The sequence below is a fragment of the Arthrobacter sp. NQ7 genome, assembly GCF_029581595.2.
GTDB lineage: Bacteria > Actinomycetota > Actinomycetes > Actinomycetales > Micrococcaceae > Arthrobacter > Arthrobacter phenanthrenivorans_B.
This window is the reverse complement of record NZ_JARFXU020000005.1, coordinates 192,449-217,864: the sequence shown is the minus strand read 5'-3', so window position 1 is coordinate 217,864 and position 25,416 is coordinate 192,449. Positions and strand designations below refer to the sequence as shown.

At 68.2% G+C, this 25,416-nt stretch carries 19 protein-coding genes; 9 read left to right on the top strand and 10 right to left on the bottom strand.

Annotation, left to right across the window (positions count from 1 at the left end; translation table 11 throughout):
- Window positions 1-39: 39 nt before the first annotated feature.
- Window positions 40-420: a nitrite reductase small subunit NirD gene (nirD, locus tag PUN71_RS08595; protein ID WP_043454897.1), complete on the bottom strand. Its 381-nt coding sequence runs from the start codon at window positions 418-420 to the stop codon at window positions 40-42.
- A gap of 258 nt (window positions 421-678) precedes the next feature.
- Here nirD and nirB point away from each other — a divergent pair, with 258 nt between their 5' ends.
- The 6 genes from nirB (at window position 679) to PUN71_RS08565 (ending at window position 7,824) form a co-directional block, all read left to right on the top strand.
- Window positions 679-3,321, top strand: coding sequence for a nitrite reductase large subunit NirB (gene nirB, locus PUN71_RS08590; RefSeq protein WP_277798057.1), 2,643 nt, complete (start codon window positions 679-681; stop codon window positions 3,319-3,321).
- Window positions 3,322-3,323: 2 nt separating this feature from the next.
- A complete protein-coding gene (cobA, locus tag PUN71_RS08585) occupies window positions 3,324-4,355 on the top strand; it encodes a uroporphyrinogen-III C-methyltransferase (RefSeq protein WP_277798056.1) in 1,032 nt (343 codons plus the stop codon).
- A gap of 14 nt (window positions 4,356-4,369) precedes the next feature.
- Window positions 4,370-5,533 carry a uroporphyrinogen-III synthase gene (locus PUN71_RS08580; RefSeq protein ID WP_277798055.1) on the top strand — a complete coding sequence of 388 codons (1,164 nt, stop codon included), beginning with the start codon at window positions 4,370-4,372 and terminating at the stop codon, window positions 5,531-5,533.
- Window positions 5,534-5,791: 258 nt separating this feature from the next.
- Complete coding sequence (locus PUN71_RS08575; RefSeq protein WP_277798054.1) at window positions 5,792-6,664, top strand: FAD-dependent oxidoreductase; 873 nt, start codon at window positions 5,792-5,794, stop codon at window positions 6,662-6,664.
- A gap of 124 nt (window positions 6,665-6,788) precedes the next feature.
- Entirely contained in the window at window positions 6,789-7,508 is a 720-nt protein-coding gene (gene deoC, locus PUN71_RS08570) for a deoxyribose-phosphate aldolase (protein WP_277798053.1), read from the top strand.
- A 52-nt stretch (window positions 7,509-7,560) separates the two neighbouring features.
- Complete coding sequence (locus PUN71_RS08565) at window positions 7,561-7,824, top strand: hypothetical protein (protein WP_043454904.1); 264 nt, start codon at window positions 7,561-7,563, stop codon at window positions 7,822-7,824.
- A gap of 116 nt (window positions 7,825-7,940) precedes the next feature.
- On the opposite strand, the gene PUN71_RS08560 is transcribed toward PUN71_RS08565, so the two are convergent.
- Window positions 7,941-8,753 carry a metal-dependent hydrolase gene (locus PUN71_RS08560; protein ID WP_277798052.1) on the bottom strand — a complete coding sequence of 271 codons (813 nt, stop codon included), beginning with the start codon at window positions 8,751-8,753 and terminating at the stop codon, window positions 7,941-7,943.
- Window positions 8,754-8,759: 6 nt separating this feature from the next.
- On the bottom strand, window positions 8,760-12,458 hold the full coding sequence (gene mfd, locus PUN71_RS08555; RefSeq protein WP_277798051.1) for a transcription-repair coupling factor: 3,699 nt from the start codon (window positions 12,456-12,458) through the stop codon (window positions 8,760-8,762).
- A 212-nt stretch (window positions 12,459-12,670) separates the two neighbouring features.
- On the opposite strand from mfd, the gene PUN71_RS08550 reads away from it, so the two are divergent.
- The 3 genes from PUN71_RS08550 to PUN71_RS08540 are packed head-to-tail and all read left to right on the top strand — an operon-like array spanning window position 12,671 to window position 14,942.
- Window positions 12,671-14,176, top strand: a complete 1,506-nt coding sequence (locus PUN71_RS08550) for an SDR family oxidoreductase (protein ID WP_277798050.1) — start codon at window positions 12,671-12,673, stop codon at window positions 14,174-14,176.
- A 43-nt stretch (window positions 14,177-14,219) separates the two neighbouring features.
- A complete protein-coding gene (locus PUN71_RS08545; RefSeq protein ID WP_043454909.1) occupies window positions 14,220-14,717 on the top strand; it encodes a DUF2505 domain-containing protein in 498 nt (165 codons plus the stop codon).
- 3 nt (window positions 14,718-14,720) lie between these two features.
- Window positions 14,721-14,942: an SCO4848 family membrane protein gene (locus PUN71_RS08540; RefSeq protein WP_043454910.1), complete on the top strand. Its 222-nt coding sequence runs from the start codon at window positions 14,721-14,723 to the stop codon at window positions 14,940-14,942.
- Window positions 14,943-15,010: 68 nt separating this feature from the next.
- On the opposite strand, the gene sufU is transcribed toward PUN71_RS08540, so the two are convergent.
- The 7 genes from sufU to PUN71_RS08505 all read right to left on the bottom strand — a co-directional run bounded on the left by sufU (window position 15,011) and on the right by PUN71_RS08505 (window position 25,416).
- Window positions 15,011-15,460, bottom strand: coding sequence for a Fe-S cluster assembly sulfur transfer protein SufU (gene sufU, locus PUN71_RS08535; RefSeq protein ID WP_043454912.1), 450 nt, complete (start codon window positions 15,458-15,460; stop codon window positions 15,011-15,013).
- Window positions 15,461-15,482: 22 nt separating this feature from the next.
- Window positions 15,483-16,808, bottom strand: a complete 1,326-nt coding sequence (locus PUN71_RS08530) for a SufS family cysteine desulfurase (protein ID WP_277798049.1) — start codon at window positions 16,806-16,808, stop codon at window positions 15,483-15,485.
- Between the two features lie 534 nt (window positions 16,809-17,342).
- Window positions 17,343-19,934: a LuxR C-terminal-related transcriptional regulator gene (locus PUN71_RS08525; protein WP_277798048.1), complete on the bottom strand. Its 2,592-nt coding sequence runs from the start codon at window positions 19,932-19,934 to the stop codon at window positions 17,343-17,345.
- A gap of 52 nt (window positions 19,935-19,986) precedes the next feature.
- A complete protein-coding gene (locus PUN71_RS08520; protein ID WP_277798047.1) occupies window positions 19,987-22,722 on the bottom strand; it encodes a helix-turn-helix transcriptional regulator in 2,736 nt (911 codons plus the stop codon).
- Between the two features lie 109 nt (window positions 22,723-22,831).
- Window positions 22,832-23,437: an aminoacyl-tRNA hydrolase gene (gene pth, locus PUN71_RS08515; RefSeq protein ID WP_277798046.1), complete on the bottom strand. Its 606-nt coding sequence runs from the start codon at window positions 23,435-23,437 to the stop codon at window positions 22,832-22,834.
- A 102-nt stretch (window positions 23,438-23,539) separates the two neighbouring features.
- Window positions 23,540-24,160 (bottom strand): 50S ribosomal protein L25/general stress protein Ctc, encoded by a 621-nt coding sequence (locus PUN71_RS08510; RefSeq protein ID WP_277798045.1) that lies wholly within the window; start codon window positions 24,158-24,160, stop codon window positions 23,540-23,542.
- A 275-nt stretch (window positions 24,161-24,435) separates the two neighbouring features.
- Window positions 24,436-25,416 (bottom strand): ribose-phosphate diphosphokinase, encoded by a 981-nt coding sequence (locus PUN71_RS08505; RefSeq protein WP_043454920.1) that lies wholly within the window; start codon window positions 25,414-25,416, stop codon window positions 24,436-24,438.

Below are 25,416 nucleotides of genomic sequence, written 5' to 3'. Positions count from 1 at the left end.
TTTGAAAGCCCGGCGCCCCTTTCCATGTGCGGGAAAGTCCTAGAGTTCCACCTCGACGAACCCGTCGATGACCCGGGTGCTGAACACTGCCAGCCGCAGCCCGGGGGTGCTGAAGCATTCGCCGGATTCAAGGTCGTAGACCTCCTTGTGCAGCGGCGAAGCGATGGTGGGGCGGGTGCCCTTGGACCCGAGGATGCCCCGGGCCATGACGTGGGCTCCCGTGGCGGGGTCCTCATGCGCCACGGCGAAGACTTCGCTGGGGCCGGTGCGGAACAGGGCCACCTGGCGGCCTGCCACCAGGGCGGCCTCGCCCCAGGCGGGTTCGAGGTCATCCACCGTGCAGACACGGTGCCAGCCGGTTCCGGATCCGGCGAGGTCAGATTCGGCGGCGAGCGCCCCAAGTTCCAGTGTTGCCGTCATGTCCGGCTCCTTTCCCTGTGCCTGTTGTCGTTGCAGCGGCAGCTTTTGCGGCCGTGTCCCACGCTAGGTTCCGGGTGTTTCAACCGGGTGCGGTGAATGTGTCCGGCGCGTAAAAGAGACCTAACGCGGGCGGAAATGCGTTCGTGATGCAGAAGTTAAGTTGACGAAACAATTGGGAAACTGAGGCGAAACTGCCCCTCCCTAGGCTGGAGGCACAAGCTGCAGAGCACCGTCTGCGGCCCATGCGAAAGGCCCACAGTGACCGAACAGACTTCAAGCTCAGAGACTCCGCGCCGCATCGTCGTTGCCGGCGGCGGCCCCGCGGCCCACCGTTTTGCGGACGCCATGCATGCCCGCGGCCTCGATGGCTGGCATGTCACGGTCCTCACCGAGGAAGCCCACCTCCCCTACGACCGGGTGGCGCTCTCCAAGGCCCTCACCGATACCGGGGTGGACCTCACCCTGGGGATGGCGTCCATGTGGGACCACGCTTCGCTGGACCTGAAGACGGGCGAACGCGTGGTCAGGATCAATGCGGCGGCCAAGACGGTGGAAACCGCCGCCGGGAACGCCTACGAATATGACGAACTGGTGGTGGCCACGGGCTCGGACGCCGTCCGCCTGCCCATCCCCGGTGCCGGGCACGCCCACGTCTACCGCACGCTGGAGGATGTCTGGGCGATCAACAAGGCCATCGCCGAACTCACCGAAAAGCTCGGCCGCAAGATCAACGCCGTGACCATCGGTGGCGGCCTCCTGGGGCTTGAATCGGCCGCCGGCACCGAGCAGCTCGGCGCCACTCCCGTGGTCATCAACGGCGCCCCCTGGCTTATGAACACCCAGTTGGACGAAGGCGCAGGCCAGGCTTTGGGCCGGCTGATCGAGGCCAAGGGCTTCGAAGTCCATGGCGGCGTGTTCCCTTCGGAGATCGTGACGGACGACGACGGCCAGGTCACCGGCGTGCTCATGGCTGACGAACGCATCATCCCGGCAGACCTGGTGATTGTCGCCGTCGGTGTCCGGCCGCGCGACGAGCTGTTCCGTGCCGCGGACGGCGAGGAGCAGCTCTTCAGCCTGGGCCAGCGCGGCGGCGTGGTGATCAACGACTACTGTGCCACGGAGGTGCCGGGCATCTGGGCCATCGGTGAGGTAGCCAATTTCGGCGGCATGTGCCTGGGCCTGGTGGCTCCGGCGAACACCATGGCCGAGATCGTGGCGGACCGGCTGCACGGCGGCGACGCCACCTTCCCCGGCTTCGACACCGCCACCAAGCTGAAGCTCTCCGGCGTTGACGTCGCCAGCTTCGGGGACGCCTTCGCCCGGACCGAGCACGCCCTCGAGATCGTCTACGCGGACCCGGCACGCGGCGTCTACCAGAAGATCGTCACCACCGACGACGCGAAGACCCTGCTGGGCGGCATCTTCGTCGGCGACGCATCCCCCTACATGAGCCTCCGGCCGCTGCTGGGCCGCGAACTGCCCGCCGAGCCGGGCGCGTTCCTCAGCGCGGCAGGCGGCGGCGAGGCTCCCGAGACGGAACTTCCGGACGACGCCACGCTCTGCTCCTGCAACAACGTCACCGCCGGCAGCATCCGCGACGCCATCAACGGCTGCGGCGCCTGCGAGGGCAATGCGCCGGTCCAGGAACTGGGCGAGCTGAAGGGCTGCACCCGGGCGGGCACCCAGTGCGGGTCATGCGTGCCGATGCTGAAGAAGCTGCTGGAGACCGAGCTGACCAAGTCCGGCGTGGAGGTCTCCAAGGCCCTCTGCGAGCACATCGAACTGTCCCGCCAGGAACTGTTCGACGCCATCCGGGTCCTGGAGCTGACCTCCTTCGAGGAAATCATGGCCAAGTACGGCACCGGGGCCGGCTGCGACATCTGCAAGCCCACCATCGCCAACATCCTGGCCAGCCAGAACAGCGCCTACGTGCTCGACGCCGGACGCGGCACCCTCCAGGACACCAACGACCGCGCCCTGGCCAACATGCAGAAGGATGGCACCTACTCGGTGGTGCCCCGCATCGCCGGCGGCGAGATCACGCCGAAGAAGCTTGGCGTCATCGCGGCTGTCGCGGAGAAGTACGGCCTGTACACCAAGATCACCGGCGGCCAGCGGATCGATATGTTCGGGGCGCGGCTGGAGCAGCTCCCGGAGATCTGGAAGGAACTGGTGGACGCCGGGTTCGAGTCGGGGCAGGCCTACGGCAAGAGCCTGCGCACGGTGAAGTCCTGCGTCGGTTCCACCTGGTGCCGCTTCGGCGTCCAGGACTCGGTGGCCATGGCCATCAAGCTGGAACTGCGCTACCGCGGCCTGCGCAGCCCGCACAAGCTGAAGATGGGCGTCTCTGGCTGCGCCCGCGAATGCGCCGAGGCCCGCGGCAAGGACGTCGGCGTGATCGCGACGGCGGACGGCTGGAACCTGTACGTCGGCGGCAACGGCGGAGCCACCCCGGCCCACGCGCAGCTCCTGGCCAAGGACCTGGACGACGAAACCCTGATCAAGTACATCGACCGCTACTTCATGTACTACATCCGCACGGCGGACCGGCTGCAGCGCACGGCCCGGTGGCAGGAAGAACTCGACGGCGGCATCAAGCACGTCGAGGACGTGGTGGTCAAGGACACCCTGGGCATCGCGGCGGACCTTGAAGCCGCCATGGCCAAGCATGTGGACACCTACGTGGATGAGTGGGCGGACACCCTCAAGGACCCGGAGCGGCTCCGCCGGTTCCGTTCCTTCGTCAACGCCCCCGACCAGAAGGACGACTCCATCACCTTTGTCCCGGACGAGCGCGGCCAGATGCGCCCCGCCACCGCCGAGGAAAAGGGCAAGGTCCTGATCGGCGCTTCCATCCCGGTCCGCCCCGCCGCGCCGGAAACCATCGGAAACGAGGCATAGCCATGCAGCTCAGTGTCGACCTCACGGGCCGGAACGTCCTGGTGACCGGCAACCCGGCCGCTGCGCGGCAGGCGGTGCGGCGGTACCAGGCCGCGGGCGCCGTCGTCCACCGTCGTGCCACCCCCGGCAGCGCCACCGTCGCCGAACTGCCGGAGCAGCTGTTCCTGGTGGCCGCCGTCGACGACGGACAGCCGGGCTGGGCCGCGTTCCTGGACCGCTGCCGCACGGCGGGCATCCCGGTTGCCGCGGAACCCGCCGCCGGCCCCGCCGGGCACGTCACCCTGGTGGGCGGCGGCCCCGGCACCGGCGACCTGCTCACCGTCGCCGCCGTCAAGGCTCTGCGCGATGCCGACGTCGTCTTCTACGACCGCCTGGCGCCGTACCAGGAGCTGCCAATGCTGACGTCCGCGGAACTCGTCGACGTCGGAAAGAAGCCGGGGCACCACAAGGTCAGCCAGTCCGACATCGAGAAGCTGATGGTGGAAAGCGCGCTGGCCGGCAACAACGTGGTCCGGCTCAAGGGCGGGGACCCGTACGTCTTCGGCCGCGGCGGCGAGGAAGTCGCGGCCTGCGTGGCGGCGGGCGTCAAGGTCCAGGTGGTCTCGGGCGTCACCAGCGCCATCTCCGTACCGGCAGCGGCAGGAATCCCCGTGACCCACCGGGAAGTGAGCCACATGTTCACGGTGGTTTCCGGGCACGCCCCGCTCACGGAGAAGGAACACCACCACCTGGCAGGGCTGGGCGGCACCATCGTGGTGCTGATGGGTATCGGCACCCTCCACCAGCTGGCGGCAGGCCTGCGCCGCGCGGGCATGCGGCCGGACATGCCAATGGCCGTGGTGGAACGCGGCTACCGGCCCGGACAGCGCACCACCATCGCGGACCTGGGCACCATCGCCTCCGCCGCTGCCGGCTGCAGCAATCCCGCAGTGCTGGTCATCGGCGAGGTGGTCCGGGTGGCCGAAGCCAACCGCGGTCACGCCGGAGCCGCCGCGGACCTGGACAGGCTGGCGGCCTCGCTGCTGGGATCATGAAAGGATTGACCCCCATGACTGCACTTGCACCGGCTGAACAGCTGCGGCCCGAAGTACCCCAGGCCGAGGAAGCCACGGACGCCGCCGAGTCGCCGCTGGAGGGTTTCCGCATCGGCGTAACCTCGGACCGCCGCTCGCGGGACCTCATCGAGGCCCTTGAACGCCGGGGCGCCGAGGTGCTGCACGCGCCTGCCCTGAAGATTGCCCCCGTCCAGGAGGATATGCGCCTCATCGAGGACACCAAAGCCATCATCGCCGCCAAGCCGGACCTGTGCATCGCAACCACCGCCTACGGCATGCGCCGGTGGTGCGAGGCCGCGGACTCCTTCGGGATCGGCGACGAACTGCTCGAAACGCTGGGCAGCTGCCGCATGTTCGTCCGGGGACCCAAAGCCCGCGGCGCCGTGCGCGCCGCGGGTCTTGCCGACGTCGGCATCAGCAGCGACGAAACCACGTCCACCCTGGTGGACATGCTGCTCACCGAAGGCGTCCGCGGCAAGACCGTGGCCATGCAGCTGCACGGCTACACCGACGTCCGGCAGATCGAACGGCTGCGGATGTCCGGCGCCACCGTCCTGACCGTCACGCCCTACCGCTGGGTAAAGCCCGACGGCGAGGACAAGCTGCCGCGGCTGATCGAAGCGGCCTGCAGCGGCAACCTGGACGTGCTGACCTTCACCAGCGCCCCCGCAGTGGACGCGATGTGGAGCACGGCCCATGAGATGGGCCTCTACAAGCAGCTGGTGGAAAGCCTGAAACTGAACGTGACCACCGCCGTGGTGGGCCCCGTCACGGCCCAGCCGCTCCTGGACGCCGGCGTGACGCCGCTGATTCCCGAGCGGTTCCGGATGGGTGCCCTCATCCGGCTGGTCTGCGAGCACCTGGCGCTGAACCATGTCCGGCGGCTGGATACCCGCTCCGGAAACATCGAGCTCCGCGGGCGCAGCCTGCGCATCGACGGCCAGCAGGTGGAACTGGCGCCTGCTCCCCTGCTGCTCCTGCGCGCACTGCTCGGCGCCGGCGGTGCCGTCCTGTCGCGGGAGTCGCTGTCCGACCTGCTGGAGCTGCGCGGTTCCGTGCACGCGCTGGACATGACCGTCAGCAGGCTGCGGTCCGCGCTTCCCGACGGCAAGCTCATCGAAACGGTGGTCAAGCGCGGCTACCGGATCCGCGTCTGACGTGGCAGCACCTGCCCCAGCCGCACCTGGCCACCCGCGTCTGACGCTGCCGGATGGCCCGGGAACGGGGTGGATTGTATCGCGCGGGCACGGAATGAGAGGTGCGTCACCGGTTCTGTTACCGGCCGGTAAATACTGGCGAACAGGGACCCGCTGAACGGCAACTGCGGGGAAACACGCCGGAAAAAGCGCAGGCCTACGCTGGGTCCCATCACGAAGTTCCGGCCGCTCTCCGGCCGCCAGCGAAAGGGCCAGCACATGTCCGCTCCGGCACCCTCCACGTCCACCTCCACCGCAACCCGCATCGTCATTGCCGGCGCCGGACCCGCCGCCCAGGCCCTGGTGGCGCAACTGGACCGCGCCCGGTTCACCGGCACCATCACGGTGCTCAGCAACCGGGACGACGCTCCGGACGAGCTGCTGGAATTGGCCTTGCTCCCCCAGGTCTCCGTCCGCTTCGGCCAGCCCGCCAGCCATATTGATGCCGCGAACCGGACCGTGGCAACCGCCGACGGCATGGAATTCGCGTACGACCAGCTGGTCATCGCCACCGGCTCGGCGCCGGTCGCCAACCCTGTGGACGGCGCGGCGCAGTGCCTGAGCTACTCCACCATCGACGACGCCCCCCGCATTGCCGAAGGCGTGCAGGAAGTGGCCAGGGAACTGGGCCGGCGCCCGGTCGGGATCCTGGTAGGGACCGGTGCAGCGGCGGGGCAGGCGGAGGCAGTGCTGCGTGCCAAGGGCGTGCGGCCCATCCGCACCACCGCCCGGCCTGCCGCGGTCATCCCCGCCGTCGTTTCCGGCGGATCCGCTTCCTCCCTTGCTGCCTCCGCCGTGGTCTTCGAAGACGGCAGCAGCATGACCGGCGACCTGGTGGTCCTGGCGGAGGAACGGGTATCCCGGGACGACCTCGCTGCCAGTGCGGGCCTGCACACGGCCCCCGGCGGCGGCATCGTGATCAGCAGGGACTTCCGCACCTCGGTTCCGGGCATCTGGGCCATCGGTGACGCCGCCGCGTTCGACGGCGTGCGGCTGGGCCTGCTGGTGGCGGCCGCGTCCGCGGCAGGCGCCTGCGCCACCCAGTTGCTGACCGCGGCATCGGCACGGCCGGTCCTGCAGGCTGCTGCCTGAGCTGGGCCCGAAGGGCCGCCTGCCCGTGCCCGGACACCCTGCGCCTGGACACGCCGCGCTGTGACAAGATGGTTCCCGAAACCGAGTCAACGCCAGGCCTCCGCGGCCCTTCGAGAGGACCATCATGAGCAACGAAGCCACCGTGCACCCAGGCACCGACCAGCCTGCCGGACCCGCGAACATCGCCTCCTTCATCGACCACACGCTGCTCAAGCCCGAGGCCTCCGAAGCGGACGTGCTGAAGGTCTGCGCCGAAGCCGCCGAGTACGGGTTCAAGTCTGTCTGCGTCAACCCCATCTGGGTCAAGACCGTAACCACCGCCCTCAAGGGTTCCGGTGTCCTGGCCTGCTCCGTGGTGGGCTTTCCGCTGGGGGCAACGCCCACCGACGTGAAGTCCTTCGAAGCCCGCGGCGCCGTGCTGGACGGCGCGGATGAGGTTGACATGGTGATCAACATCGCCGCCGCCCGGGCCGGGGACAAGGGTGCGCTGGTGGAGGACATTGCCGCCGTCGCCGAAACCGTGCACGCGGGCGGCGCCATCCTGAAAGTCATCATCGAAACGGCCCTCCTGACCGATGAACAGAAGGTACTGGCCTGCCAGGCGGCCGTGGAAGCCGGGGCCGACTTCGTCAAGACGTCAACCGGGTTCAACGGCGGCGGCGCAACCGTGCAGGACGTGGCCCTGATGCGCAGGACGGTGGGCCCGGACCTGGGCGTCAAGGCCTCCGGCGGTGTACGGTCCCTGGCTGACGCGCAGGCTATGATTGCAGCAGGTGCAACACGTATTGGTGCCAGCTCCGGGATTGCCATCGTCAAGGGTGAACAGGGTTCAGCCGCTTACTGACCGGCACCGGAAGCCGCCGCAGATGACGCCCCCCGGGGCCGAGGAGGAAAACATGTCCAGCCAGATCAACGCGTCCAGCCGGGACTCGGCGTCCAACCAGGAAGCCGTCCGGACCCCGCAGAACGAGAACACCCTGGCGGGCAGCCTGGTCCTCTTCGTGGTCTGCTTTGCCCTGTTCCTGGGCGCCATCTATTCGCTGTCCTTCCTCACGTTGGACAACCCGTGGCCCATGGCCGTGTGCCTGCTCCTCTTTGCGCTGGCGTTCTGGATTCCGCTGACTGTCTTCGGCCGCTCCGACTCCGCCGGCGAGCACTAAGCTCCACGCAAGTACCAGCATCCAAAGGACCCCGGACACTGTCCGGGGTCCTTTGCTGTTCTGGGCCCTTTGCTGTCCGGGGCCCTTTGCTGTCCGCTGCCAGCCGCTGACGGAGCCTAGAACCAGAGCCTGATCCAGGCACCGGCTGCGGCCGCCACCGGTCCCCAGTGGTGCTTGGCGATGGCCCACCCCGCCATGGACATGCCCACCATGGCGTACGCACTCACGGGGATCAGCACCAGCCATTCCCGTTTGGAACCGGCCCGCCCGAGCAGGGGCACGGACAGGGCGCCGTTGGGCCGCCACACATTCCGCAGCAACGGCAGGCGGCGCATGGGCTTCGGCGGCCGGACCACCAGTGGCCACAGCAGCGGCACTCCCCCGGTGGTGATGAGGTCGCCCACGATGTGCACCACCACGCCAATCAGCATGGACGTGGGCAGCCAGGTCCATTGTTCCGGCGCGTACACCGTCACCAGGCCCGCCATGACCAGCGCGAAGATCCAGTTCGAGACGAACCCGCTTTTGGGAAAAAGTTTCAACGCCTTCGCTGCGATGTTGATCAGGAACATACACAGCAGTCCCGCGCCCACTGACAGCCTCCCCCAGCCGGTATCCATGTGCACCTGTGACGCCAGGCCGGCCAGGAACACGAACACGGCCGCTCCCAGGATCGAATGTGTGCCCTGCCGGTGCCCGCCGCTGGCGTTTTCGATGCCGCGTGCGATCGCGTTGGACAGCGGCGGCAGCGAGTGCGCCACGGTGCTGGACCGGTGGTCCCAGTCGCAGACCAACGCCGTACCGGCGGTGGCCATGCCGCCGATGAGGATGCCGGTGGGATCCAGCGGGTACCAGCCCAGGGTGTAGGGTCCGGTGGACGCAACAGCTACCCACGCCGCGGCTCCCGACGCGGCGTGATGACCTCCCATCAAGTCCTAGCTCACCGCCAGCGGCGCGTCGGAGAAAATGTTGCGGATGACGCCGTTGGCCCACTCCAGGATTTCGGCGTCCTGCAGGTCCCTGCCGCCGATCCGGGCCGTCTTCGGCTTGGGTATAAGGATGGCGTCCAGGGCCGCCTTGGACTGCGAGCCCGGGTACATCCGGTTCAGCCGCATCGTCTTGGATTCCGGGAGCGATGCCGGGGAGAATTTGATGAAGTTTCCCTGCAGCGCGACGTCGGACAGTCCGGCCTCGCGGGCCGCCACCCGGAAGCGCGCCACGGCCACCAGGTTCTGGGCCGGCAGCGGAAGCTCGCCGTAGCGGTCCACGAGTTCGGCCTGCACCTCGTCAATGGCCTCGTCCGTCAACGCGGCGGCAAGCTTCCGGTAGGCCTCCAGCCGCAGCCGTTCGCCGGGGACGTAGTCGTGCGGCAGGTGCGCGTTGACCGGAAGCTCGATCTTCATCTCGGCGGCCTTTTCCTCGGCCTCGCCGCGGAAGTCCGCCACGGCTTCGCCCACCAGGCGGATGTACAGGTCGAATCCCACGCCCTGGATGTGTCCTGACTGCTCCCCGCCGAGCAGGTTGCCTGCCCCGCGGATCTCCAGGTCCTTCATGGCCAGCTGCATGCCGGCACCGAGTTCGTTGTGGGCAGCAACGGCCTTGAGCCGCTCCAGCGACACCTCGCCCAGTGGTTTCTCGGACGGGTACAGGAAGTACGCATAGGCGCGTTCCCGGCCCCGGCCCACACGGCCGCGGAGCTGGTGCAGCTGGGACAGGCCGTACTTGTCCGCCCCGTCCACGATCAGGGTGTTGGCGTTGGAGATGTCCAGCCCGGTCTCGATGATGGTGGTGCAGACCAGGACGTCGAATCTCTTCTCCCAGAAGTCCACGATGATCTGCTCCAGGCGGCTCTCGGACATCTTGCCGTGTGCAACCTCCACCCTGGCTTCCGGGACCAGTTCACGGATCTTCGCGGCTGTCCGTTCGATGGTGGAGACGCGGTTGTGGACGAAGAAGACCTGGCCTTCGCGCATCAGCTCGCGGCGGATGGCGGCGGAGGTCTGCTTGTCCGTGTACGGGCCCACGTAGGTCAGCACCGGGTGCCGTTCCTCCGGCGGGGTGGCGAGCGTTGAGGTTTCCCGGATCCCGGTCAGCGACATTTCCAGGGTGCGCGGAATGGGGGTGGCACTCATGGCCAGCACATCCACGTTGGTGCGCATCTTTTTCAGCGCTTCCTTGTGCTCGACGCCGAACCGCTGCTCCTCGTCCACGATCACCAGGCCAAGGTCCTTGAACTCGAAATCCTTGGCCAGCAGCCTGTGGGTGCCGATCACCACGTCCACGGCTCCGCTCTTGACGCCTTCGGCCGTTTCCTTTGCCTCCTTGGCGCTCTGGAACCGGGACAGCGGGCGGACGCGGAGCGGGAAGCCGGAGAAGCGTTCGGTGAATGTTTCATAGTGCTGCTGGGCCAGCAGAGTGGTGGGCACCAGCACGGCCACCTGCTTGCCGTCCTGCACCGCCTTGAACGCGGCGCGGACCGCGATCTCGGTCTTGCCGTAGCCGACGTCGCCGGACACCAGCCGGTCCATGGGGATTTCCCGCTCCATGTCCGCCTTGACCTCGTTGATGGTGGTCAACTGGTCGGGCGTCTCGACGTACGGGAAGGCTTCCTCCAGTTCGCGCTGCCAGGGGGTGTCGGGGCCAAACGCATGCCCGCGGGACGCCATCCGGGCCGAGTACAGCCGGATCAGCTCACCGGCGATCTCCTTGACGGCCTTGCGGGCCTTGGACTTGGTGCTGGCCCAGTCCGCGCCGCCCATTTTGCTCAGGACCGGGGTGTCGCCGCCGACGTAGCGGGTCACCTGGTCCAACTGGTCGGTGGGAACGAACAGGCGGTCGCCGGGTGCACCGCGCTTGGCGGGCGCGTATTCCAGGACCAGGTATTCGCGCACGCCGTCGCCGCCGCCGCCGGCCACCTTGCGCTGGATGAGCTCCACGAACCGGCCGATGCCGTGCTGCTCGTGCACCACATGGTCGCCCGCCACCAGCTGCAGGGGGTCGACGGCGTTGCGGCGCTTGGAGGGCATCCGCCGCATGTCCTTGGTGGACCCGGCAGAGGTGCGGCCCAGCAGGTCGGCTTCGGTGAGCAGGCCGAGTTTGAGACCGTCCAGGACGAAACCACGGCCGACGACGGCAGTGGTCACCTCGATGATGCCCGGCTGGGGCTCGTGGTCCAGGCTGTCCACGCGGGCACACGGGATGTCGTTTTCGTGGAAAAGTTCCGCCAGGCGCTGGGCCGGCCCGGGGCCTTCGGTGGCCACCACGATCCGCCACTGGTCCCGGACATGGGAGCCGATGAAGTCCATCATCTCCGCCACGTCCCCCTGGTAGCCGCGGGGTTCCCGGGCGTGCAGGTTCAGGACGTCGATCTCGGGGAGCAGTTCCGCGTCCTGCGCCAGGGACGTGATGGACCACCAGGACACCCCGTGGGCCAAGGCCGATCCGCGGGTTTCAGCCAGCGAGCGGAAGCTCGCCGAATGCAGCGCCGCGCTGGCCTGCGAGCTGAGGTCCAAGGGGGCGGCCCCGCCGTCGGACGCGGTGGACCAGGCGGCCTCGAGGAACTCCTCGTTGGTGGCGGCGAGATCGTGTGCGCGGGTGCGGACCTTCTCCGGTTCGATCACTACAGCGATGGAATCCGCCGGAAGCTGGTCCACGAACGGGACCATGGCATCCACCAGCACCGGGGCGAGGGATTCCATGCCCTCCACGGCGATGCCGCCGGCGATCTTTTCCAGCATGTCCGCCGCGGCCGGGAGCTGGGCCTTGAGGGTGGCGGCCCGGGACATGACGGACGGGGTGATCAGGATTTCGCGGCACGGCGGGGCGTGCAGTTCGGTGGGGTGGTGGATGCCCGGAGCGGACAGCGAGCGCTGGTCGGCCACGGCGAACCAGCGCATCTGGTCCACTTCGTCCCCGAAAAACTCGACGCGGATGGGGTGGTCCTCGGTGGGCGGGAAGACGTCGATGATGCCGCCGCGGACGGCGAATTCGCCGCGGTGGGTCACCATGTCCACGCGCGCATAGGCGGCATCGGCGAGGCTCTTCACCACGCTGGTGAACGGAACGTCCTGGCCTACTTTGAGGGTGACCGGGACCAGGTCCCCCAGGCCCGCCACGACGGGCTGGACCACGGCGCGGACGGGAGCGACGACGACGCGCAGCCGCCCCGCCGTCGAACTTTCCGGATGTGCCAGCCGGCGCAGCACGGACAGCCGCCGGCCCACCGTGTCCGAGCGCGGCGACAACCGTTCGTGCGGGAGGGTTTCCCAGCTGGGGAATTCTGCGACGGCGTCTGCCGGCAGGTAGGCCCGCAGCGCTGCGGCCAGGTCCTCGGCCTCGCGGCCGGTGGCGGTGACCGCCAGCACCACGCCGGGTTCCGCGCCGTCGGCCGTTGCAGTGAGGCCGTCCGCCATCTCCGCGAGGAGGACGGGCCGCAGGCCGGCGGGGGCACTGATCTGGTAGTCCTGCCCACGGACGGCGAAGCCCCTGGCGGCCTCGGCCCGGACGCGGGCGAACGTCTGGTCCGGCTCCAGGGCGCGGCGCAGCCCGTCCAGTGCCGGGCCCCGGCCTGCTGTGCCCGTGCCGGTCTTGCCTGTGCTGGATTTGCCGGCGGCGGACGGGCCGGAAAGACTCATGGCAGAAACTCCTGTGGTGTTCATGGGGATCGCAGGCAACGCGAAAACCCGAAATTCGCTGCGAATCCCGGGTATACCCAGCCTACCGCGCAGGAGCGACATGGCGGGGCGGCGGCTGCGGGCCTAGGCTGGCAGGGCCACGCCAAATTCGATCGGAACAGCCGTCCGGACGGGCTGCCGCTCCGAACCCCTTGGGACGAACAGGAGCCAGCATGACCGCAATGAGTGCCCAGCCAACACCGAAGACCGTCCTCGTCACCGGCGCCACCGGCTACATTGGCGGCCGGCTGGTGCCGCGGCTGCTGGAAGCCGGCCACACGGTCAAGGTGCTGGTCCGCTCCCCCGACAAGATCGCCGGCGTCCCGTGGCGGGACAAGGTGGACGTCGTGGAAAGCAGCCTCGACGACGGTGATGCCCTCCGCGACGCCCTGGCCGGCGTCGACGTCTTCTATTACCTGGTCCACTCGATGGCTGCCGGTGCCGGGTTTGAGGCCAAGGAAAAGGCCATGGCCACCACGGCCGCGGAGGCCGCCGCAGCGGCAGGCGTGGGCCGGATCGTCTACCTGGGCGGGCTGCACCCGCAGGGCGTGGAACTCTCCACGCACATGAGGTCCCGCGAGGCGGTGGGAAAGGTGTTCCTGGACAGCCCTGTGGACGCCGTCGTGTTCCAGGCCGGCGTGGTGATCGGTTCCGGGTCCGCCTCCTTCGAGATGATCCGGCACCTTTCCGAAACCCTGCCCCTGATGCCGGCGCCCAGCTGGGTGCGCAACAGGATCGAGGCCATCGCCGTCCGCGACGTCCTCTACTACCTGGTGTCCGCGGCCTCGCTGGAGGGACCGATCAACCGGACCTTCGATATCGGCTGCCGGCAGGTACTGACCTACGCGGGCATGATGAAGGAGTACGCCGCTGAAGCAGGCCTGCCCTACCGCGTGGTGCTCGCCCTGCCGGTGCCGGCGCCCAAACTGGCCGGGATGTGGGTAGCCCTGACCACGCCCATCCCGCTGTCCATGGCGGTGCCCCTGGTCCAGTCGCTCCAGCACGACGCCGTGGCCAACGAACACGACATCGACCAGTACATTCCCCAGCCCGACGGCGGCCTGACCCCCTACCGCACGGCCGTGGCCCTTGCACTGGGCAAGGAACGTGACGGCCAGGTGGAGACCACCTGGGCCAGCGCCGGTGCGGACTCGGACCCGCTTCCCAGCGACCCCGAGTGGGCCGGGCACAAGGTATACATCGACGAACGGACCTTCCACGGCGATGTGGACCCCGCCCATGTGTGGACCATCATCGAAGGCATCGGCGGGCGCAACGGCTGGTACTCCCTGCCGCTGGCCTGGCAGGTGCGGGGCTGGCTGGACAAGCTGACGGGTGGAGCGGGGCTGCTGCGCGGCCGCCGGCACCCTCACTCCCTCGCCGTCGGCGAGGTGGTGGACTGGTGGCGCGTGGAGCGGATCGAACGCGGCAGGCTCCTGCGCCTGCGGGCTGAAATGCGGGCGCCTGGGCGGGCCTGGCTTGAGCTCTCGGTGGAGCCTGACGGTGGCGGCAGCCGCTACCGGCAACGCGCGATTTTCTTCCCCAAGGGCCTCAGCGGGCGGCTGTACTGGCTGGCCGTCCTCCCGTTCCACAGCCTGATTTTCCCGGCGATGGCGCGGAACATTACCACGGCCGCGCAGAAACTTGCCGATGCGGAGCCGGCACCGATCACCCCGTAGGATGTTGGAGGCTTAATCCGTTCCCCACGTCCCAGGAGGACCCATGGCGCTGAGCGCAACCACCACCCTTCCGCACCCCGTTGACAGCGTTGCTGCTGTGCTGGTGAACGAGGACTTCCAGCGCCACGTCAGCCAGCTGGTGGGCGGCAGCCTGGAGTCCTTCAGCGTGGACGGCGACATCGCGGGGGCCTTCAACGCCACCTCCGTGCGGACCCTTCCCACTACCCGCCTGCCGGAGATCGCCCGGAAGTTCGTGGGCGAGCACCTCAAGGTGACGCAGGTCGAAAGCTGGGACGCGCCCGCCCCGGACGGCTCGCGGCAGAGCAACATTTCACTGAAGATCGCCGGCGCCCCCGTGGACGTCACCGCGGTGCAGCGGCTGGTGGCCGACGGCGGCGGAACCCGGGTGGAGCTTGAGGGCGCCGTAAAGTCCTCGGTTCCGTTCCTGGGCGGCAAGATCGCCGACGCGGCCGAGCCGATGGTGGCCAAGGCGCTGAACCTGCAGGCCGCACAGGCGCAGGCCTGGCTGGAAAGCCACTAACCCATGCAGCTTCCCGTCTTCCCCGCACTGGTCCTGGTCGTCGCCGGGGTCTGGTCCCTGGTGGTCTGGCCCCAGTTCCTGCGCCGGGTCATGAAGGACCCGCGGGCCCGCGACACCGCCGGCAAGGCGACGAAGTTCCTGACCGTGCATGTGGTGCTGGTGAGCATCTCGATGGTGCTCGGCCTCGCTACCGCGGTGATCGGCGTCCTCGGCCTGCTGGGATAAAGGTCTTCAATGCAAAAGGCTCTCCTTCCGCTGGAAGGAGAGCCTTTTGCATGTTTGGGACCGGCCGCTCAGGCTGCCTGGTTGAGGGCGTCCTCGGCGGCGACCCAGGAGATCATGGCGCACTTGACGCGGGCCGCGTAACGCGCCACGCCCTCAAAGGCCGCGGCATCGCCGAGCAGTTCGGGATCGGCCTGGACCTTGCCGCGGGAGCGAAGGACCTCACGGAAACTGTCGATGACCTTGTGCAGTTCGGCCACGGTCATCCCCTCGGCAAGATCGGTCAGGACCGAGGCCGAGGCCATCGAAATGGAGCAGCCCGCCCCGTCCCACGCGACCTGGGCCACCTTGCCGTCCCGGACCGCGAGCCGGAGGGTCACTTCGTCGCCGCACACCGGGTTGAGCTGGTGCGACTGGCCGGTGGAGGTGCCGTCCGGTGCCTCCATGGCCGCCAGTCCGCTGCCGTGCCGGGCCTTGGAGTGGTCAAGGATGATCTGCTGGTACAGCTGGTCTAGGCTCATGGTGTCCTCTTTCGTCCCGCCGCTAGGCGCGGAAGTATGCCCGGACGCCGGCCACTGCTTCCAGGAAGCGGTCCACGTCGTCGGTGGTGTTGTACAGGTAGGTGCTGGCCCTGGTGGTGGCGGTGAGGCCGAGCCTGCGGTGCAGCGGCTGGGCGCAATGGTGCCCCACCCGGACGGCGATGCCCCGGGAGTCCAGGAACTGGCCCACGTCGTGGGCGTGGACGCCCTCGACGTCGAACGCCGCCAGGCCGATCCGTTCCTGTCCGGCGGCCGGGCCCAGCACGCGGATGCCGGGGAGGGCCTCCAGCCCGGCCACCAGGCGCTGGCCCAGGTGTGCCTCCCACGCGTGGATCCGGTCCAGTCCGGTCTCGGTAAGGTAGTTCGCGGCGGCGGCGAGGGCCACCGCCTGGGAGATGCGCTGCGTGCCCGCTTCGAAGCGCTGGGGCGCCGGCAGGTACTCCGCCCTTTCCATCGTGACGGTGGTGATCATCGACCCGCCGGTCAGGAACGGCGGCAGGATGTCCAGCAGCTCCTGCCGCCCGTACAGCACGCCGATGCCGGTGGGGGCAAGCATCTTGTGGCCGGAGAAGACGGCGAAGTCGACACCGAGCGCCTTGACGTCCAGCGGCAGGTGCGGGGCGGACTGGCAGGCGTCCAGGACAACCAGGGCGCCGGCGCTGTGGCCCAGGGCCGCCAGTTCCTGGACCGGGTTGATGGTGCCCAGGACGTTGGAGGCGTGGGTGAAAGCCAGGACCTTGGTGCGGGGGCCGATGACGGCTGCGGCCTGGTCCATCAGGAGGCTGCCGTCGTCCCCGATGGGGATGTGGCGCAGCGTCGCCCCGGTGCGGAAGGCAAGTTCCTGCCACGGGATGAGGTTGGCGTGGTGCTCCATCTCCGTCACGACGATCTCGTCGCCGGGCTTCAGTGCCAGGTCCTTGAGCCCCTGGTCACCGCGCCCTTGCGCGGCCCACAGGGTGGCGTTGGAGAGCGCGTAGGAAAGGAGGTTCAACCCCTCGGTGGCGTTCGATGTCCAGATGGTCTCCGCATAGTCCGCCCCGATGAAGTCGGCCAGGGTCTGACGGGCATCCTCGAAGGCGTCGGTGGCCTCTACCGCGAGATGGTGGGCCCCGCGGTGTACGGCGGCGTTGCGCTGCTCATAGAACTCCTGCTCCGCCTCGATGACGCTGACCGGGTTCTGCGAAGTGGCCCCGGAGTCGAGGTAGACCAGCGGCTCCCCGTGGACCAGCTGGTTGAGGACCGGAAAGTCGTTGCGGATGCGCAGCACCTCGGCGTTGTCCATGGCAGGTACGGCGCGTTCCAGTGTGGCGGGCGTTGTAACGAGGGCCAAAACGAACTCCTTGGGCTGCCAATGTCTGACATCCCAATTGTCCCACACACGGCTGTGGCGGCTGCCCGGGAGGGGCAGCCGCCACCGCAGTCCCGGGCTTCAGCCGAGGGAGCAGAGGGCCGGCGACGGCTGGGGGGAGAGTCTCGGTCTCAGAAGACTCTGACGTCGCCGGCCCCGTCTTTACCCGGTCCGGGGACCGGAAGTCGAGAGGGCCATCATGTCCTGTCGGCTGCTCCGCGGTCCTCCAGCCTGCCGCTTTGCTTTGCCTCCTTAAGTAAAGCTCCCGGCGCCCTGCCGGACACGAGTAGGGTGTACTCGAATCCCGCCGTGGGGACTACGGGGAGGGGGTCCCGCCCCTACGGATGGGGAGGGACGGGAGGCGTCCACAGGCAGGGCAATGCACGACGCCGGGCAGGCAGGACTTCCCGGACGCCGGACGGTCAGGCGTATGCCGACGGCGGGCCGCAGCGTGAGTGCCGACGCGCCGGATACCCCTCCAGTGCACCGACGATTTGCGCCGGGGAGACGGACAGCCTACTTGGGCAGGGCCGACTCCAGCTCGTCGCGGCTGCGGACCCCGAGCTTGACGTAGGTGCGGTAGAGGTGGCCTTCCACGGTCCGGACGGAGACCATCAGCCGCTGCGCGATCTCCCGGTCGGTGAGCCCCTGGACGGCAAGCTCCACGATGTCCTGCTCCCGCCGGGTGAGGCGGACGGTGGGCGCCGCCGCAATGAAGCGTCCCTCGCGGAACCGCTCCCCCAGTTCGTGGTCGCACTTCTCGCGCTGGGCTACGGCCTGCCTGGACCGGCGGCGCTCCCCGGCCTGCTCCAGTACGGTGCTGGCACGGGCGTAGGCCTCACGGGCCATGTTGACAAAGCCTGCTTCCTCCAGCGAGGCAGCCGTTGCCATGAGGGTGTCCCCGTCCGCGTTTTCCCATGCAGTGGCCAGGGTCAGCAAGGACTCTGCCCACCGGCCTTCCACGTCCCGGGCCGCTGCCTGGACCATGGGGACCACCGAGGGGTCGCCGAGGTCCCAGCACATGGCCAGGACTTCAAGCAGGTTGCCGGTCCGGGCGGATGCCTCCGTGGTGGTCATGAGTGTTTGCAGGGCGGCGAGGCCCTTGCCGTCGTGGGCCAGGTATTCGGCGGCGGCCGCCACATAGGCTTCCGCCAGGAGGTCATGGGCGGGCCAGCCGGTGTCGGCATCCTTGTGGTCCCGTTCCAGGCGCCGTGCCTGCTCCGTGTCGCCAAGCCTTGCTGCCGCGTAGAAGCCAAGTGCTGTGCCGAACCGGTACAGCTGCAGGGGATCATTCAGCCTCAGTGCTTCCACCGCCGGCAGCAGCACCTGGTAGGCGCGTTCCATGCGGCCCTGCCGCAGCAACGAATAGCCCCGCAGCAGTTCCAGGCTGCCGTTGAAGGTGGCCGCACCCGGCAGGTGCCCGGCGGCGTAGTGGTCGAGTTCGCGTTCCGCCGATTCCCATTCACCCATGGCCAGGTAGTCGGACACGAGCCGCCCCAGCACAAACTCCGGGAAGAAGAACAGGCTGCCCTCAAGCGGCGGAAGTTCCGAGGCGGCCAGCAGTGCAGCCTCCAAACCCTGGACGGGCCGTCCCGCCGCGGCGAGGGCGTGGGCCAGGAGCCCTTCGGCCAGGGCGCGCACGGGTTCTCCACCCGATTCTGCGGCCGGCGCCATCCGCATTGCGTCCACTTCGTCGGCCAGCGCCTGGAAATTCACCTCGGCGCCCAGCTGGAGCAGGTGCAGCAGCTCTGCCTGCCAGCTTCCCTCACCGCCGGGAAGCGTGCAGTGCTTCTCGACGTCGTCGGAAACCGAGCCCAGGAAATTGCCCATGGCCCGGTGCGCTGAAACCCGCAGCAGCAGCACGGCGGGTCCCTGGGGGTCCCCGGCCAGCGGAAGCCAGCATGGGTCGAGCAGGGCCGCGGCCTCCGCGTAGGCGCCTTCGTTATACAGCGCCCGTGCCTGGATGGCTTGGGCAAGCGGGACCAGGTCAGGGTCGTGGACGCGGGCTGCGATGGACCGTGCACTGTGGTTCCGGAACCGCAGCAGGGCCTCGCGCGCCGCAGCCAGCATGTCATCCTCGCTGACCCGCACTCCGCATTCCAGCGCCCACTCGACGGACCGGAGCCTGCCTTCCCCGTGCAGGAGGGCAGGGTCCTGGTGCGCCTTGACCTTCTCAAGGAGCTGAAGGCTGCGGGATACCGACACCGTGTTCCTGATGGCGCCGGCGAAAAGCCCGTTCCAGATGGACAGCTCGGCCGGGATGCCTGACGATTCCACAATCATCTGCTGGTCCAGCAGGGAGCGGACCACGGCCGCGCCGCTGATGTCTTCGATCACTTTCCGGCCCACCGGCCCGGCGAGGGCGACCAGCTTCAGCGCTTCCTGTTCCTCGGTGCGCCGCCGGAGGTGGTCTTTTGCCACCACGGCAGCGAGGCGGGGTCCGTCGGCAGGCAGGGCGCCCATCAGCATCCAGATGCCATTGCGCTTGGCCAGGATGCCGGCTTCGGCGGAGTCGTGCAGCACGGCGTCGAGGATTCGGGGGTTGCCCCCCGTGGCGTTCCAGATGGCGTCAACGGTCGCGCCGGGGACGGTCCCGTCCAGGACGTGGGCAAGGACCTCTTCGATCTGTTCCCGGTTGAGCGGCCGCAGATCCACCCGTTCAGCCAGTCCGTCATACCAGAGCTGGTCGAGCGGCTGCGGCAGGCCGGGCCGGGGGCGTGCCGCTGCCAGCACTGTTGCCCATCCTGCGGAAATCACCTCGGCGAGCACGCCTGCTGATGCATCATCCAGATGGTGCGCGTCGTCCACGGCCAACAGGACCGCGGCACCGTTGCCGGCCTTCAGTTTCTCGAAATAGGACCACATCGAGCGCAGCACGGCCACGGGCGAGACGGATTCCTCGGCGGTGAGCTCCCCCGTGTACGGGGTCAGGACCCCAAACGGAACCCCGGCCAGGGCCGAGCTGGCATGGATGCGAAGGACGTTCATGTTCCCGGCCAACCGCTCCGTCACAGCATCGGTGACCGCTGATTTTCCAATGCCCGGCCCGGCCATGATGAAGACTGCCTGGTGCGAGCCACTGCGGACCAGGTTGCAGATCCGCTCCACCGGTTCCCGGCGGCCGGTCAGGAGCCGGTGTGCAGACGCGGGCTTGTGCCCATTAGACGAGTCCAGTCAGATCACCCCTTGAAGTCACGCCCAGTTTGGTGAAGACCTGGTACAGATGGCCTTCCACCGTGCGGACAGACACGCCCATTTCCATGGCGATGTCACGGTTGGAGGCACCGCGGCCGGCCATCCGGGCAATTTGCCGTTCCCGGCTGGTCAGCAGGGGGCTCCCGCTGCTGGGCACAATGGGCAGGTTCGCCACCGTGGCGGCGAGGATGTCCAGCCGGGCCTGCGCGGTCCTGGCCGACAGGGAGTCGCCGTCCTGGCGGGCGAAGTCGACAGCCAGGGCCATGCACCGCGCCTCCACGGCATCGAGTTCCAGGGTGGCTGCGAGTTCGCCGCCTTCGAGGAGGGTTTTGGCGTCCTTGGTCCGGGTTCCGACGGCGATCAGCCGTGAGACCTCGGCCAGCGGGCCCTGCCGGTTGCCGGCGATCTCCTCCAGGAGGCGGAAATCCGCGTCACTGCCGTTGACCGTTGCCGCCAGCAGGTAGACGCCGGCTACGGTGTGCCGGCCCGCCTCCATGTTGCGGCGGGTGCCCTGCTTGAGGGCTGCGGCCGCTTCCGGGTCTCCCAGCCAGCGGCCGGCAACGAGCGTGCAGAACTCGATGATGCTCTCCGCCGCGAACCCTGCCTTGCCGGGTGTCTTTTGCAGCTTCGCCAGGTACTTGCGGGCGAGCGCGGCGTTCCCGGCCTGCGCGTAGGCCAGGGCAGTGGCTGCGTAGGCGGTGCGCAACGCGGCCTGGACCGGCTGCAGCTCCAACTGGGCAGCGGCGGAAATCAAGGGTTCCAGGGCTGCTTCGCCCCGGCCGGAGAAGGCGTACGCGACGCCGGCCGCGAGTTCGGTGGCGGCGCTGCGGTACGGAAGCCGGTGGGGCTGCCCTGCGCTGAAGGGGTTCAGGAGGTCAATGCAGCGCCTCCACTGGCCGGCCATCAACAGGACAAAGTAGGCCTCCCTGGTGTAGTGCTCACGCAGGCCCACGATGTGCGAGTAATCGGTGAGTTGACCGCCGAGTTGCCGCATGAGGCCCAGGGCGTCCATTTCGCGGCCTGTCAGCGCGAGGGCGCCCATCAGGAGGACAGCGGACTGGATCCGGAACCCGGGGTCCGGGTTGGCCGCAGGATCGGCCGCACGCTCCAGGGCCGGGATCATGGCCGCGTAGTCGCCGGCGTGCGCCTGGTATTCGAATTCACTCAGCGAGATGCGGTTCGCCGCAACCGCCGCCGGGGCCGGCCACTGCGGATGCTCGCCGAATTGGTCCAGCCGCTCCCGGGCCGAGCGGAGCAGTTCCGGGACTTTGCCGGCCTGCTCCGGGATGAACAGCATGACCCTGGCCTTGGCCGCAATGACCTGGGCGTACTCTGCCAGGTCCAGGGCCTCAAGTTCAGGGTGCGAGATGTCATCCAGGGCAGCCAGGGCCTGGACGGGCATGTCGAGGAGAAGGTAGGCGGCGGCCTTCTGGCGTTGGGCCGGAGCCCATTCGGCGTCGGTCCGCTGCAGCATGTCCGCGTAGGTCAGGGCGAACCGGGGGTCGAAGAGCTGGACGGCGGCCTGGGCGGCTGCAAGTGCCAGCGCCGGGCTCAGCTCGGCTTCGCATTCGTGCGTCCAGGCGGCAAAGGACATGAGCTCTTCCACCGTGAGGGTGGCGGGGTCCGGTTCCTGGCCGCCCAGCAGGATGCTCCGGAGTTCGCGGCGGCGGGAAATACTGAGCCAGGTCCTGACAACGTCACCGATGTATTTTTCGCGCAGTGACACCCAGCGCTGCTCGGAGTCGTCAATCTCCAGCAGGCCGCCGTCCTCCATGTCCGCGACCACGTCCGCGCCGTAGATGGCGGTGAGGCTGGACAGCTCCACCCGTCGGGCGCAGGAGAGCATTTCGATGACTTCCCGCGTTTGCGGTGTTTCCCTCGACCAGCGGGACCGGACGATGTCGTCAAGGCTTGCTGCGCCGTCCAGCACCACCTTGTCCCGCAGTGTCCAGACGGAGTCCGACAGGACCAGGTTTCCGGAGAGCTGCTGCTCGGTGACCAGGGCTTTGAGCAGCAGGGGGTTGCCACCCACCATCTGGTGGTAGGTGCTGACCAGGGATGAGGCCACCCGGTGGCCCAGCAGCGACAGCAGGACCTGCCGGGTCTGCAGCTCGTTGAGGTTGCCCAGCCGCACCTCGGTCAGCTTGCGGTCGGTCAGCAGCCAGTGGAAGTCTGCCGGCAGGTCGCTTGAATTCGGTGCGACGGCGACGATCTTTGCGGTGCCGGTGAGCAGGACGTTCAAGAGCACGCCGGCACTCATGTCGTCAATGGTGGCGGAGGTGTCCAGGGTGATGATGCAGGGCCGGCCTGCGGCGTCGCTGCGGATCAGGGAGGTGATTCCGCGAAGGATGGCCGTGGGCGAACCCATATACGCCTGCGGGAGCCGGGCCAGCAGGAACGACAGGCAGCCATAGGGGGTGGTGGAGCCTGACGGGCCGGTGCGCAGCTGCAGGGACCAGACATCGGGGCCGAGGTCCGCTACGGCGGCGCGGGCCAGGGACGACTTGCCAACTCCCCTGGCTCCAGTGATGACGACACCCAGCGAATGTTCGCTGGTCAGTGCGGTGCGGACGGCGTCGAGGTTGGCGCTGCGTGCGGACATGGACCATTGCAGGCCCTCCGGCGCCGCGGAGGATGGTGTGGGCAGCCCGTCACCTTGCGGCGTTGACCCACGTCCCCAGCTGAGTGGCTCGATCGACATGAACTTTTCCCCTACATCCTGCAATAGCGGGATGTAGCCCCATTGCTCCCCCGCATAGGAAGAAGAGTACCCCGAGGCACAGACAAGGAAATAGGGTCGAACGGAACTTTTACGATTCGGGTTGCCGTGATCCCGGTTTGGCCGGGTGGAACTTCTGCTGTGCAGCGGTCAAACCGTCGCGGAGCAGGGACTCCACGGCATCTGCGGCATCGTCGAGCAGGAACGGCAGTTCCTTCCGCTCCGTGGTGCCGAAATCGCGGAGCACGTAGTCGGCGGTGTCCATCCGGCCGGGCGGCCTCCCCACTCCCACCCGGACCCGCAGGTAGTCCTTGGTGGCCAGGGCCTTGGAGATGTCCCGCAGACCGTTGTGGCCGCCTTCGCCGCCGCCGAGCTTGAGTTTGACCGTGTTGAACGGGATATCGATCTCGTCATGCACCGCGACCACATGGTCTGGGGCAATGCCATAGAAGTTGGCGAGGGCGGAGACAGGGCCGCCGGATACATTCATGTAGCTCATGGGCTTGGCCAGGACCACCCGCGGTCCGCCAATGCCCAGCCGGCCTTCGAGGACCTGGGCCCGGGCCTTGTGCGCCTTGAATCCCGCTCCAATGCGGGTGGCGAGTTCGTCAAGAACCATCTGGCCTACGTTGTGCCTGTTGCCTTGGTACTGTGCGCCGGGGTTGCCGAGGCCAACGATCAGCCAGGTATCTGTCATGGAGTCAATCCTAGGGGGACGGTTAAGCAAGGTTCACCGGGCAGACACGGCAGTGGCCGGGCCCCTGGCGGGGTCCGGCCACTGCGCGGAACGCTGGAGTGGTTACTCGGCTGCGGCTTCTTCGGCTGCGGGAGCTTCCTCGGCTTCGCCCTCGGCGGCAGCTTCGGTTTCTGCTTCCTCGGCGATTTCGACGGCCTCGGAGATGTTCACCACGAGTGCTTCGGCGTCGGTCAGCAGGACAGTGCCCTTGGGCAGGACCAGGTCGGAGGCGTGGATGTGCTCACCGGCGGTGCGGCCTTCGATGTTCACGACGACGGACTCCGGGAGGTGCGTAGCCTCGGCTTCGAGGGACACAACGGTCAGTTCCAGGTTGTGTACGGTGCCGGGTGCGGTTTCGCCCTCAACGTGGACCGGAACGTCAACCGTGACCTTCTCGCCCTGGCGGACGGTCAGGAGGTCGATGTGCTCGATGATCTGCTTTACGGGGTCACGCTGGACGTCCTTGACCAGGGCCAGGTGGCCTTCGCCGTTGATGTCCAGGGACAGCAGGGCGTTGGCGGTGCGGACGGCAAGGGTGGTGGCCTTTGCGGGCAGGGTGACGTGGATGGGCTCTGCGCCGTGGCCGTAGATGACGGCGGGGATCTGGTGGTTCGCGCGGGCGCGGCGGGCGTAGCCCTTGCCGAATTCGGTGCGCAGTTCTGCTGCGAGCTTCTGCTCAGACATGGAAATCTCCTTGAAGACTAAACGGGGTTCAGCAAGGGCGGAGGTCTGGTGTGACCTTCAACGCCGGGCGGCCCGGAGGCGGCCCTTCAAGAAGGCAGTCCTTCAGCTGAAGGACAAGCAGACCCAGTCGATAACGGAGGCTATGCGCTCCCTCGCCAAGGTATCGGGATCCAGCTTACCAGCGGCGGGGCCTTTTCCTGAAAACGGCAGCGGCGCCGGAGGTTGAGCCTGTCGAACCGGCAAGGCCGGGCTTCGACAGGCTCAACCAGCGGATCCTAGGCCTTGCCGTCGAACAGGCTGGTGACGGAGCCGTCGTCGAACACCTCACGGATTGCGCGGGCAATCAGCGGTGCGATCGACAGCACGGTCAGCTGCGGGAAGCGCTGGGACGAGTTCAGCGGCAGGGTGTTCGTCACCACCACTTCACGCGCACCTGATTCGGACAGCCGGCGGGCGGCGGGGTCGGAGAAGACGGCGTGGGTGGCGGCGATGATGACATCCTTGGCGCCGGCGTTCTTCAGGACCGTCACGGCGCCGGAGATGGTTCCGCCGGTGTCAATCATGTCGTCGATCAGGACGCAGGTCCGGCCCTCGATCTGGCCCACCACGGTCTTGGACACGGCCTGGTTGGGCACGGTGAGGTCGCGGCTCTTGTGCACGAATGCGAGCGGCGCGCCGCCGAGGCGTTCGGCCCACTGCTCGGCAACCCGCACGCGGCCGGTGTCCGGGGAGACGACGGTGATGTTCTCTGCGTTCACCCGGGTGCGGATGTAGTCGGCGAGCAGCGGGATGGCCATCAGGTGGTCCACGGGGCCGTCGAAGAAGCCCTGGATCTGCGAGGTGTGCAGGTCCACGCTCATGATGCGGTCGGCGCCTGCAGTCTTGTAGAGGTCTGCCACCAGGCGGGCGGAGATCGGCTCGCGGCCGCGGCCCTTCTTGTCCTGCCGGGCGTACGGATAGAACGGCGACACCACGGTGATGCGCTTGGCGGAGGCCCGCTTCAGCGAATCGATCATGATCAGCTGTTCCATGAGGTGGTTGTTCAGCGGCGCGGGATGCGCCTGGATGACGAAGGCGTCCGTGCCGCGGACACTCTCGCCGGCCCGGACGTAGATCTCGCCGTTCGCGAAGTCGTAGGCGTCAACGGGAAGGAGGTCAGTGCCGAGTTCCTTGGCGATCTCCCGGGCAAGCTCCGGATGCGCTCGCCCGGTGGCGAGCACCAGCTTCTTCTCGCCGTGCGCCGTAATTTCACTCAT